General features: G+C 61.4%; 11 protein-coding genes. 7 read left to right on the top strand and 4 right to left on the bottom strand.

Features of this window, described 5'->3' with window-relative positions; translation table 11 throughout:
• The first annotated feature begins 9 nt into the window (after positions 1 to 9).
• The 6 genes from WOC76_RS12800 to cobS all read left to right on the top strand — a co-directional run bounded on the left by WOC76_RS12800 (position 10) and on the right by cobS (position 6,288).
• On the top strand, positions 10 to 747 hold the full coding sequence (locus WOC76_RS12800; protein ID WP_341106418.1) for a CpaD family pilus assembly protein: 738 nt from the start codon (positions 10 to 12) through the stop codon (positions 745 to 747).
• Positions 748 to 817: 70 nt separating this feature from the next.
• A complete protein-coding gene (locus WOC76_RS12795) occupies positions 818 to 2,005 on the top strand; it encodes an AAA family ATPase (RefSeq protein WP_341388581.1) in 1,188 nt (395 codons plus the stop codon).
• Between the two features lie 42 nt (positions 2,006 to 2,047).
• The gene (locus tag WOC76_RS12790; RefSeq protein WP_341431437.1) at positions 2,048 to 3,484 is read left to right on the top strand and encodes a CpaF family protein; all 1,437 of its coding nucleotides are present in this window, start codon (positions 2,048 to 2,050) and stop codon (positions 3,482 to 3,484) included.
• A gap of 21 nt (positions 3,485 to 3,505) precedes the next feature.
• Positions 3,506 to 4,477, top strand: coding sequence for a type II secretion system F family protein (locus WOC76_RS12785; RefSeq protein ID WP_341388579.1), 972 nt, complete (start codon positions 3,506 to 3,508; stop codon positions 4,475 to 4,477).
• A gap of 22 nt (positions 4,478 to 4,499) precedes the next feature.
• Positions 4,500 to 5,468: a type II secretion system F family protein gene (locus WOC76_RS12780; RefSeq protein ID WP_341106421.1), complete on the top strand. Its 969-nt coding sequence runs from the start codon at positions 4,500 to 4,502 to the stop codon at positions 5,466 to 5,468.
• 46 nt (positions 5,469 to 5,514) lie between these two features.
• Complete coding sequence (gene cobS / locus WOC76_RS12775) at positions 5,515 to 6,288, top strand: adenosylcobinamide-GDP ribazoletransferase (RefSeq protein WP_341106423.1); 774 nt, start codon at positions 5,515 to 5,517, stop codon at positions 6,286 to 6,288.
• Between the two features lie 7 nt (positions 6,289 to 6,295).
• On the opposite strand, the gene dusA is transcribed toward cobS, so the two are convergent.
• Together dusA and WOC76_RS12765 are read right to left on the bottom strand one after the other, a co-directional pair.
• Positions 6,296 to 7,309, bottom strand: coding sequence for a tRNA dihydrouridine(20/20a) synthase DusA (dusA, locus tag WOC76_RS12770; protein WP_341106425.1), 1,014 nt, complete (start codon positions 7,307 to 7,309; stop codon positions 6,296 to 6,298).
• Positions 7,302 to 8,492, bottom strand: coding sequence for a glycosyltransferase family 2 protein (locus WOC76_RS12765; protein WP_341106426.1), 1,191 nt, complete (start codon positions 8,490 to 8,492; stop codon positions 7,302 to 7,304). The genes dusA and WOC76_RS12765 overlap by 8 nt, the downstream gene beginning before the upstream one ends.
• 194 nt (positions 8,493 to 8,686) lie before the next feature.
• Between WOC76_RS12765 and WOC76_RS12760 the strand changes: the two genes are divergently transcribed.
• A complete protein-coding gene (locus WOC76_RS12760; RefSeq protein ID WP_341106427.1) occupies positions 8,687 to 10,039 on the top strand; it encodes a glycosyltransferase family 4 protein in 1,353 nt (450 codons plus the stop codon).
• A gap of 17 nt (positions 10,040 to 10,056) precedes the next feature.
• Here the strand turns inward: WOC76_RS12760 and WOC76_RS12755 are convergent, their stop codons facing one another.
• Both WOC76_RS12755 and WOC76_RS12750 read right to left on the bottom strand, forming a co-directional pair.
• The gene (locus WOC76_RS12755) at positions 10,057 to 11,646 is read right to left on the bottom strand and encodes a glucan biosynthesis protein (RefSeq protein WP_341106429.1); all 1,590 of its coding nucleotides are present in this window, start codon (positions 11,644 to 11,646) and stop codon (positions 10,057 to 10,059) included.
• A 104-nt stretch (positions 11,647 to 11,750) separates the two neighbouring features.
• The gene (locus WOC76_RS12750; protein WP_341106431.1) at positions 11,751 to 11,984 is read right to left on the bottom strand and encodes a hypothetical protein; all 234 of its coding nucleotides are present in this window, start codon (positions 11,982 to 11,984) and stop codon (positions 11,751 to 11,753) included.
• Positions 11,985 to 12,078: the final 94 nt, after the last annotated feature.

Genomic DNA, 12,078 nt, shown 5'->3' with positions numbered 1-12,078 from the left:
TTCATGCGAATGTGGTTCACACTTGATACGAAGACGCTAGGCGCACGTCGACTCCCTATCCTTGCAGCGATCGGAGCGGTAGCCCTGGGCGGGTGCGCCGCGCCGCGCGCGCTCCCGCCACTGGTGACTCCATATGATTACCGTGACCGTCATCCGGTGGTGCTTACTGATGCGCCCTTTGTGCTCGATCTCTTCCCTTCCGTCGAAAGGGGTCGAGTGGACTCGGAGACGATGGGGCGAATCCGGGAGTTTGCTGCTCATTACAGAGAATTCGGTCATGGTCCGATCAGCCTCTTGACTCCGTCTGGAGGATCGGCGGGAAAGGTCTGGGCAAGTGGAGCCGACGCTGTCCGGCGCGCGCTTGCATCGGTCGGGCTCGGGGGTGAGATCGCGATGGGCTCTTATCCATTGGTCGATGACAAGCTCGCAGCGCCCATTCGCCTGTCATTCCAGGCATTGAAGGCCAAGGTCGCAAATCGCTGTGGCGAGTGGCCTCAGGATCTTGCCTCCGGGAGTAGCGTCAACGGTTGGCAAAACGAAACGTATTGGAATTTCGGTTGTGCGAACCAGGCGACGTTGGCGGCCCAGGTCGCCGATCCACGCGATCTGGCGAACCCCAGGGGCGAGACGGCGTCGTACGTCGAGATGCGGATGCGGGCAATCACCAAATTACGCATGGGCGAAGATCCAAGCACGAATTGGCGTATGAAGCCCAGCTCAATCAGCAGTGTCGGCGGCGGGTCTTAAGGGCGGGTGCGCAGTGCCAAAAACTCGGAACGATTCGAAGACTCATATTGCGCCTATACCTAGAATCTCGGTGCAGGGCTTTCTTGAGTCGAATGACGTCGTGGCGGTGGTCGAAAGCGCTGCGAACGACCGTCGAATGATCAAGGCGCATGTGAAGGTTCATATAGGCGGCGTTCCCGCGGCCGTAGAAGCCTATCGCAATTCGCCAACTCCGAACCTGATTGTCCTTGAATCGTCCGCGGATCGCAGTGTGCTCTTCGAGCAGCTTGCGCTTCTGGCCGAGTGTTGCGACTCTGGCACCAAGGTGATGGTCATCGGTCATGAAAATGACATCCTGCTATATCGGGAGCTAATATATCGTGGCGTGAGCGATTACATCGTCGCGCCGATGAATATCCTGGACTTCATCGGTCATATATCGGCTCTTTACAATGGTGAGAGCAGCGAAACGCTGGGGCGCGTTATCGCAGTCGTGGGCGCTAAGGGCGGGGTAGGGGCGTCGACAGTGTGCCATAACCTCGCATGGTCCATCTCTCGCCAGCTTGCGCTTCAGACGGTGCTCGTCGATCTGGACCTGGCCTTCGGGACCGTAGGTCTCGATTTCAATCAAGATCCGCCCCAGGGGATCGCTGAAGCAATTTTCTCTCCCGAACGGTTGGACGCCAATTTTATCGACAGACTTGCATCGAGATGTAGCGATACGCTGAGCATCCTGCCTGCGCCCGCCACGCTCGATCGATCTTATGATCTTTCTGAACATGCCGTCGACGCAACGCTCGATATTCTCCGCGCGACGACCCCCTGCGTCATTCTGGACGTTCCGCACCAATGGTGCGCGTGGACGCGGCGGGTCTTGGTGGGATGTGACGACGTCGTGATCGTAGCGTCGCCTGACCTGGCGAATCTTCGAAACACGAAAACCTTGATCGATTCTCTCAACGCATCGCGGCTCAACGACCATCCGCCTCGATTGATCCTCAATATGGTTGGGCTGCCGCGCCGCCCCGAGATATCTCTCGGCGAGTTCGCGAAGGCAATGGAAATGGAACCGTTGGGCGTAATCCCTTTTGAGGCCAGATTGTTCGGCGCGGCGGCGAACAATGGCCAGATGCTCGCCGAAGTCGATCCGAGGTCCAAGATCATCGAGACAATTGACGACGCTGGGCAGTTGCTGATGGGGCGCGCCATTGTCCGGCGCGGGAAAAAACCCTTGCTCGCGCCCTTCATCGAGCGACTGAGTCGAATGAAAGCAAGTTGAATTATCCCGCGACAGGCCCGATGGGCGGGGGAATATCCTTAGATGTTTGGAAAGCGTACCAACGTCAACGATACAGGCGCTCGGGGGCAGAAATCCATCGCCTCGGTAAACGGGGTGAGAAGCGCGGGCCCAATGCAAGCGGCTGAGCCGAGAGAGCAGGTCGCAGCTGCGAAGCCGGCAGAACCGGTTAAGTCCGACGAATATTTCGTTACAAAGGGCATAATATTCAACGCTTTGATCGAAGCGATCGATCTGGCTCAACTTTCCAAGCTGGACGTGGAAAATGCGCGGGAGGAAATCCGCGACATCGTCAACGAAATCATATCCATTAAAAATGTGGTGATGTCGATAGCCGAGCAGGAAGATTTGCTCGACGACATATGCAATGACGTTCTCGGTTACGGCCCGCTGGAGCCCTTGTTGGCGCGTGACGACATCGCCGACATAATGGTGAATGGCGCCTATAAAACCTATATCGAAGTGGGTGGGAAAATACAGCTGACGAATGTCCGGTTTAGAGACAATGCGCAGCTGATGAATATCTGTCAAAGAATCGTTTCGCAGGTTGGTCGTCGCGTAGACGATGCCTCTCCAATCTGCGACGCGCGTCTGTTCGATGGTTCGCGCGTCAATGTCATCGCGCCGCCGCTGGCGATTGATGGACCTGCGCTGACAATACGAAAATTCAAAAAAGACAAGCTTACACTAGACCAACTGATCCGTTTCGGGGCCATCTCGATCGAAGGGGGCGAGGTCTTAAAAATAATCGGACGCGTGCGATGCAATGTGCTGATTTCTGGCGGCACGGGGTCGGGAAAGACGACTCTGCTGAACTGTCTCACGAATTACATAGACACTGACGAACGCGTTATTACTTGCGAGGATGCCGCAGAACTTCAGCTCCAACAGCCGCACGTGGTGCGCCTGGAAACGCGCCCGCCAAATCTGGAAGGGCAGGGGGCGATCACCATGCGTGAACTCGTCAAGAACTGCCTTCGCATGCGCCCCGAGCGCATCATCGTAGGCGAGGTGCGTGGCCCGGAAGCTTTCGATCTCTTGCAGGCCATGAACACCGGCCACGATGGGTCGATGGGGACTCTCCATGCAAATTCGCCGCGAGAAGCGCTTGCCCGTCTGGAGTCGATGATCACAATGGGGGGCTTCACCTTACCGGCGAAAACCATTCGTGACATGATCGTATCCTCGGTCGACATCATCATCCAAGCCATGCGTTTGCGCGACGGATCTCGCCGCATCACACATATCACCGAGGTCGTGGGAACGGAGGGGGAGGTGGTCACGATGCAGGACTTATTTGTCTACGATATCCTGGGCGAGGACGCCAACGGCAAGCTGATGGGCCGCCAGCGTTCGACCGGAGTCACGCGCCCGAGGTTTCTCGAGCGCGCGCGTTATTACGGAGAGGAAGATCGGCTCGTCGCGGCATTGGAGGCCGCCCATGTAACCGAAGATATATAAGGCCGAACAGGGGCGCCCGTGATGGATCAAAAGCTCATCGTCGCCATGCTGTTCTCGGTCAGTATCGGAACAGCGCTTTATGGCCTGTTTTATTCGTATGTCGGTGGGGGAGGAACGGCGAAGAGGCGTCAAGCCGCACTGATGACCGGGGTGGTGGATCACAAGGGGGGAGCGGCGGCCGAACAGGTGAGGCGCCGCAAGGTAATTGCCGACAGCCTCAATGAAGTCGGTGGAAAAAACAGGTCTCGATCTCTTCGTCTCGAGGAGAAGCTCGCACAGGCCGGCGTGACGTGGTCGCCGGCGGCATTTTATGCCGGGTCGGCTGGCGCTGGCCTGCTTCTTTCTGTCCTCGGTTATATGGTTGGCGGCGATTTGCTGCTGGCGCTCTGCTTCATTCCGGTCGGCGCTTGGGCTATTCCCCGCTGGGCGATTTCTTTCATGGTGACGCGCCGGGTCAACCAGTTTGTTGACTCATTTCCCGAGGCGCTTGATGTCATCATACGTGGCGTGAGAGCGGGTCTGCCTGTCAGCGATTGCCTGCGCGTCATTGCGAATGAAGGTCAGGAGCCCGTACGATCCGAGTTCAAGGTCATCGTTGACGCCCTGACAATCGGGATGACGGTCGGCGAGGCCGTCGAGCGTTTGGCGGAGAGGGTTCCTGTCGCTGAGGCGTCTTTCTTCGCGATTGTGATCAATATCCAGCAAAAGGCCGGCGGCAACCTCTCCGAGGCTCTTGCAAATCTGTCTCGTGTTCTTCGCGACAGGAAGAAGATGAAAGGCAAGGTAAAGTCCATATCGGCAGAAGCGAAGGCGTCGGCCGGGATCATCGGCTCTCTGCCATTTCTTGTCGGAGCCGCAGTGTCGGTTCTCAATCCGGGCTACATGGCGGTGCTCTACACAACGACCATTGGCGAGATATGCCTCGCTGGCGGCCTGCTATGGATGGGAATTGGCGTTCTCATCATGCGTAAGATGATCCAGTTCGACTTTTGACGGAAAGATGTCCGAGGGCTCAATGCTGGAAGGGATCACGATGAAATTTGGCAATCAGAGTGCGCTGGCCGGCGTGATCGCCTCCCTTTCCATCGTCGTAACTATGGTGACGATCGGGTTTTCGCTGATAGAGAACGGCGGCTTTGCCAAGCGCGTGAAAAGCGTTTCGAACGAGCGCGAGAGAATGAGGCAGCGCGAGCGAGCCAAAAATGCGTCGCCAAGAGGACTGCGGCAAGAGTCAAACGCCTATATGAGAGATATTGTGGAGCGTTACTCGCTCGCCACTTGGCTGAATACCGCGAATGTGAAAGACAGGCTGGCCTGCGCGGGCTATCGTGGCCCGCAAGCGGAAATTGCGTTTCTGTTCTTCAGGGCAGCGTCGCCGATTGTTTTTCTGTTATGCGCGCTCCTATATTTCAACCTGCTCGGGGATTCGGAAACGGATTTGGTGATGGAAGGCGGGATTTCCATTAGCGTCTTATATGCCGGAGTAAAGGCTCCGGAAGTTTTTTTGAGGAATGCGACCGTCAAGCGCCAGCAATCGATGCGGCGGGCTTTCCCCGACGCCCTGGATCTATTGCTCATTTGCGTGGAGTCGGGGATGTCCATCGAAATGGCGTTCCGAAAAGTCGGGCAGGAAATCGGCGTGCAGTCGAGGGCGCTTGCCGAGGAGTTCGCGCTTGCGACGGCTGAGCTCAATTATCTGCCGGATCGGCGGACGGCGTATAATAATCTCGCAACGCGAACGGGCCTTCCGGCCGTGAAACAGGTCGCCACTGTGCTCGTTCAGGCGGAAAAATATGGCACGCCGCTCGGCCAGGCGCTGCGCGTCACCGCACAGGAAAGCCGTGATGCGCGGATGATCGAGGCGGAAAGAATTGCTGCGTCGCTGCCGCCCAAACTCACCGTGCCGATGATTGTGTTCTTTCTGCCTGTGCTGATGCTTGTCGTGATGGCGCCGGCTGGCATTCAGATTTTTCTGATGAACTGAGCGACCGGCGCTCGACAAGGGGGACGCGGTCGATCATGAAGAGGGCATGATTCCAACGATTGGCGACGATATCCGCGCCTGCCTGCGTTTCTATTCGCGCTTGCCCGTTCGGGCGGGTGTGGACGGGCACGCGATGCCCGATTTCTCTCGTGTGAGTTGGGCGACGCCCGTGGCTGGGGCAGCGATTGGAGCGCTGGGCTCCGCTGTCTTGCTCTTGTCGGCGATTGTTCACCTGCCGCCGATTGTCGCGGCGGCAACTGCTGTCGCCGTTCTCTCGCTTTCGACCGGCGCGCTTCATGAAGACGGTCTGGCTGATGTCGCGGATGGCTTCGGCGGCGGGGCTACGCGCGAACAGAAGCTGGCGATCATGCGCGACAGTCGTCTCGGGACCTATGGCACGCTGGCGCTCTGCCTATCGACTCTCGTTCGGGTCGGAGCCATTGGCGCGCTGTGCGAGCGTGGTGCGCTTTCCGCAGCTATCGCCATCGTTGCGGCCTCGGCCCTGTCACGCGCCGTCGGTCTGATCCCTCTCGTGATTTCGTTGCCCGCGCGGGGAGATGGGGCCGGCTCCTCGGCGGCGACGCCGTCTGCGCCGGCCTTGCGGGTCGCACTCTACCTCGGCTGCGCAATCGCTCTGACGCCGGCTCTTGGCCCCGCCTCGCTGGCGCAGACCGTCGTCGCGGTGATGGCGGCTTTCGGCGGGGCGATCGCAATTACGAAAATGGCGCAGCTTCAGATCGGCGGCTATACCGGGGATGTTCTGGGAGCGGCCCAGCAGGTCTCGGAAGTCGCGATGCTCGTAGCTCTATCGGCTGGCTGAACGTTACTTACGCCGCAGCGTCGCGCAGACGTGACATGGCCTCGGTCACTTCGCGCGTTGCGCCGGCGAGAACTTCGACGCCGGCGCCGGATCGCACCGCTTCCAGCGCCAGCCGCCGGCGGAAGCTGCGCGCGCCCGGCAGTCCGGCGAACAGGCCGAGCATATGGCGGGTGATATTGGAAAGCTTTTCACCCTTACTCAGTTCACGCTCAATATAGGGCAGAAACGCCTCGATGGCGGCGAAGCCATCGGCGACAGGCGCCGGCGCGTCGAAGAGTTCAGGATCGACGGAAAGCAGCAGTCCGGGATCGTGGTAGGCGGCGCGACCAACCATGACGCCGTCCATGTTCTCGAGTTGCTCGCGCATCTGCGCGATCGTCGAGATGCCGCCATTGATGGCGATCGGCGTGTCGGGATAGGCGCGCTTGAGCCGATGCACGAGCGGATAGTCGAGCGGGGGAATATCGCGGTTTTCCTTGGGCGAAAGTCCCTTTAGCCACGCCTTGCGCGCGTGGACGAAGAGAGCGTCGGCGCCGGCGTCGATGCATTGCGCCGCCATGTCGAACAGCGCCTGCTCGGGGTCCTGTTCGTCCACGCCGATCCGGCATTTGACTGTTACAGGGAGAGCGACGGCGTCCTTCATCGCTTTGACGCAATCGGCGACGAGCGCTGGCCGCTGCATGAGACAGGCGCCGAAGGCGCCATTTTGAACGCGATCGGACGGGCAACCGACGTTGAGATTGACTTCACAATAGCCGAAGTCTTCCACGACTTTTGCCGCGCGCGCGAGGTCGCCGGGGTCGGAGCCGCCGAGCTGAAAGGCGACCGGCTGCTCGAAGGCTTCGAAGCCCATCAGCCTGTCGCGCTGCCCGTGAATGACGGCGCCTGTCGTCAGCATCTCCGTGTAAAGCCGCGCGCGCCGGGTGAGCATGCGATGGAAGAAGCGGCAATGCCGATCCGTCCAGTCCATCATCGGCGCGACTGAGAAGCGGATGTCGGCTGGCGAGACGAGGCTAGCCATTCGGCGCCTCCGCCAGCGTGAGGGATTCGTCGCGCAGCGTCAGTTCGGGCGGATAGTAAGGATCGTCGATCAGGGCGCGGCCCCAGCGACGCATGAACAGGCTGCGGTCGAGAACCTCGCGCTCGCGCAAGGGACGGGCCTGCCGGGTCGAGCCTTCCTTGTGGACGAGGGTCGGCTCGGCGGCGCAGATTACGGCATAGCCCGCCGCGCCGGCGCGCAGGCAATAATCCACATCGTTGAACTCGACGACGAACTCCTCGTCGAATCCGCCGAGCGCGTCGAAGACGTCGCGACGGGTCAGGAGGCAGGCGCCCGTGACGGCGGAGACGCGCCGCGTCGTCGTCAGCATGGCGTAGGGGCCTGGATCGTCGGCGGCGCGGCCGCACCCCGCGTGAGCGACAAGCCCGCGAATGCCGAGCGCAATGCCCGCGTGCTGCACGGTTCCGTCTTCATGAAGGAGCTTCGCGCCGACAGCGCCGACGCGCGGATCGACGGCAAGCGCCACCAGCGACGCGAGCCAGTCGGGGTTGTCGGTTTCGACGTCATTGTTCAGGAGCGCAAGCACTTCGCCGCGCGATGCGCGAACGCCCTCGTTCACCAGACGCGCGAAGTTGAAGGGTTCGTCCCGGCGCAGGATCGTGACATTGGGCAGGCGCCGGAGCCTGTCGAACAGGGCGAAAGTCTCCGCTTCGACCGATCCGTTGTCGACGACCACCAGCTCCTTGTTCGGCCAGCGCGCCGTTTCAAAAAGCGTTTCCGCGGCGCGCGCGAGCAGGCTGGCGCGGTCGCGCGTCGGGATGACGATGCTGACGAGCGGCGTGGCCGATGACGTGGCTACGCTCTCGGCTTCAAAGGGAACGATTCGCGCCGGATCGGGCCTCGGGGGCGCGGGCTTTCTGCGGAAATTGTCGAGGAAGTGGGAGAGCTTGCGCCTGAGCCGGTATGTCTCGTCGCAGGGCCTCACGCGCACCGAAATGCGCGCGTCGGGCTCGCCGGGGTCGATCTCCACCGAGAGGCGCGGGTCCATCATCACTTCATTGAAATGGGTGACGCGATTCTGTAGCCGGTAGGGGAAGGCCAGGACGCAGGCGCCCTCGGCGTCGAAAAATCGAAAAAACGCCGTGACAGGCCGCTTCGGCGCGTGGCGGATCATCTCGATCTGGCAGGGGATTTCATTCGCCATTCGGTCTGCTTCGGCGGTTGGGGAGGGCGGGCCGGCAAGGCCGTGTTTATGCCTGCGCCGGACGCAAGATAGCCTTTTCGGGCGCAGAGCGGCAAGGCGTGGTTCGGCGCCCGCGGCGACGTTTTCGCTTTCCATCCCGGCGAGGGTTCAATAGTGATGCGGGGATATTGGGCGCCCGGGGAACACGTCGCATCGTGGCCGAAAATCACTCTGCACAGGATAATGGCGACGTTATCCGCGCCTATCTCGACAGGCTTGCGGCGCGCGAGGCTGCCGCGCTGGAGACGAAGGGGCTCGAGAAATTCGTCAGGCTGAAGGCGCAGGAGCTCTACTGGACGGTCTCCCGTCTGTTGCGCACTCTCCGGGTCAAGCTCTTTCCCAGCTCTGTCGCGCGTGGGGGGCCGCCGAAATGGGCGCGCGTCGCGTCACAGGCCGTTCCGGACGTGTTCACAAAGCGTCCGCGCCTGCTTTTCGACATGACGAGTGCGTTGCGGTCCGGCAAGAACACCGGCATTCAGCGCGTCGTGCGCGAAATCGCGCGTCATGGCTGGGAGATGGGTCTTTGCATCCCGGTGGCGATCCACGAGGGCGCCTTGCATCTCTATTACAGCAATCCGGGCGTCGCGGAGACGATCGCCATCGAGGCGGGCGATATGTTCATCATGCTCGACGCGAGCTGGAACCATCTCTACGAATATCCTCCGATCATCGAGGAGGTGAAGGCCAAGGGAGGCGCCACGATCCTGTGCCTCCACGACATTCTGCCGATCCTCTACCCTGCCGCTTTCAGCCCTCCCATTGCCCAGCGGTTTCAGGAATGGATGCCGAAGGTGGTTCTGACGAGCGACGGCGTCATCGCCAATTCCCGCGCCACCGCTGAGAGCCTGCGCGACTATCTCGTCGCGAGCGGGCAGGGGAAGGAGGGCTTCCCGATTGGCTGGTGGCGGCTGGGCGATGATTTTTCGGGCTCGGGAACGGGCGAAGCTTCCGCGCAGGCGCAGCGGATCGCCCATGGCCGACCCTACTTCCTGAGCGTCGGCACCATCGAGCCGCGCAAGGGCCATCCCATCGTTCTGGACGCCATGGAAAAGCTCTGGGCCGAGGGTCTCGACGCCGCCTATGTGATCGTGGGCGGCAAGGGCTGGGGGATGCGACATTTCGAGCGTCGCCTGTCGCGGCATCCGGAATTTGGCAAGAGGCTGTTCTGGCTCGCCAATGCCGGGGACGCCGATTTGGCGTTGCTCTATCGCCATGCGCGCGCGCTGGCGCTCGCCTCGGTGGCCGAAGGCTTCGGCCTCCCAATCGTCGAAGCGGCGCGCTCCGGAACGCCGGTCATTGCGACGGATATTCCCGTGTTCCGGGAGGCGGCGGGGGAAACCGCGACCTATTTCCCGCTTCTGGACAGCGACGCGCTCGCCGCGCGGATGCGGGAGGCGCTGATTGCGCGCCCGCACCCTACGACTGTCGCGCCGATGAGCTGGCGAGACTCGGCGGCGCAGCTTCTTACCATGGCGCGCGACGGCTCCTACCAGATGAGGCTCGGCTAGGGCCTCGGGCGGCGCGGTCAGAACGGATGATACTGGTAGAGCCAGTTCTCGGACAGGATCGTGTCGCCGTTCTTGAGATAGAGCCGCATTTCCACAGGCTCCTTGCCGTCGACGGTGAGGTCGAACTGGGCGCGCCAATGTCCCGGCACGCCATCGAAGACGGCCTCGGTGAAAATATATGAGAAGCTGCCGCGAGAGGCCCAGAGCACTGGCTCGGGTTTCACGCCGAAGGGCAGCTTGGCGAGCGGTTCCCCCAGAAACTCCACCATGAATTTGCGCACGCCCTTGGGGCGCGGCCTTCCCGGCTGACCGCCATTGCCGAGGCGCGTCGCCACGCAGCGGGCGAGCGGCGACGGGAAGGGCTCGTCGGCAAGCCAGTACAGGCGGTAGGAAAGCTCGAAACTGGCGCCGGGCATGGCCGGTTTTTCGGGCACCCACATGGCGACGATGTTGTCGTGAATCTCGTCATCTGTGGGAATCTCGATGAGATGGATGGCCCCGCCGCCCCAATCGCCCTTCGGCTCGACCCACACGCTCGGGCGGCGGTCGTAGAAGACGCCGTCGAGATAGTGGTCGAAATTGCGGTCCCGCTGCATCAGGCCGAAGCCCTTGGGATTTTTATCGCCGAACGCTGAGGCGATCACACGCGGAGGGTTATTCAGCGGCCGCCAGAGCCGCTCGCCTGTTCCCGTCCACATGCTGAGTCCGTCCGAATCGTGGACCTCGGGGCGCCAGTCGACGCCCGTGGGCTTCACCGTCTCGGAGAACCAGTACATCGAGGTCAGCGGGGCGATGCCGAAACGGGTGAATTTGCCCCGCAGATACAGCGAACAGTCGATGTCCATCACGACGCCCTTGCCGCGCGTCATGAGGAACTTATAGGCGCCGACGATGGACGGACCCTCGAGGAGCGCATGCAGAACGACGCCGTCCTGCGTCTCCGGCCCGACGTAGATATGTGTGAAGTCTGGGAATTCCTCCGGCGCGCCGGCCTGCCAGGTGTCGAGCGCGACGCCGCGCGCGGAGAGGCCGTACTGGCGGAGTTCACCGATCGCGCGGAAATAGGAGGCCCCGAGAAAAGCGACCCAGTCGTTCTTCTTCCAGTCGAGCGGGCCGTCCTTGGACTCCTGGATGCGGAAGCCCGCGAAGCCAGCGCCAGGCGGCAGCTGCCGCGCGATGGAATCGTCGGGCATGTTGAAATAGCTGGTATCGTAGAGCACCTCGCGCGCCTCGCCGTTCTCCACGACGTGGATGCGAACGGCCTTTCGAAAGAACATGCCGAGGTGGAAGAACTCGATCGGAAAACGATCTTTGGTGTCGGCGAAGAGCGCGTGATCCGTGTTGTAGGTGATGTGTCCCCACTTCTCGTAGTCGATCTGCGAGGTGATCTCCGGCGAGGGGATGTTGGGATTGCGATAGGGCTCCTTGACGAGCCGCTGCGCCTCCTGCTTCAGCGCCTCGAAGGAGAAGGGCTCGGCTTGGCCGAGCTTCACATTCGTGATTTGGGATGGCCCCGCCGCATTCGCCGGTGGGGCCCCAACGGCGCCGAGCGCGCTCGTGGCGGCCGCTGTCTTGAGGAAGGAACGGCGGTCTTGCTTGTCGATCATTCCCGAATCACCTGCGAAAATGCTTTTGTTACTATAGCCGTGCAATAGGGCGCCCTCGGGGCGGCGCCCCAGGCGTTCCAGACTTCAAGATCGGGTTTCAGCCCTCAACCGCGGACAGGCTCATTGCGGATGGCGGTCTTCATGAAGAAGTAAAGGCCCACAAAGCCCAGAAGCGAGAAGATGACTTCGATCGCGCGGCTGACCATAGGGTCGAGCTGGAAGAGGCCGCCGAGCGCCCAGCCCGCCGCCCATGAAGCGCCCACAAGCTCCGTTCCAACGAGGATCGCCACCGCGATCAACGTGGAGAGATGGACAAGGTTGATCGGCTTCTGGCTCATGGAGCTTTCCCGGCGCTGTGGCGCGCAGTCCTCTGGATCGCGCGGCCGGCCGCGCCTCTGTTTCTGCTATAACAACGGGCGTCCCGAGGCAATA

This window comes from Methylocystis sp. IM3, from assembly GCF_038070105.1.
Classification (GTDB): Bacteria; Pseudomonadota; Alphaproteobacteria; order Rhizobiales; family Beijerinckiaceae; genus Methylocystis.
Note: the sequence above shows the minus strand (reverse complement) of the source record. Positions and strands in the feature narration are given on the sequence as shown.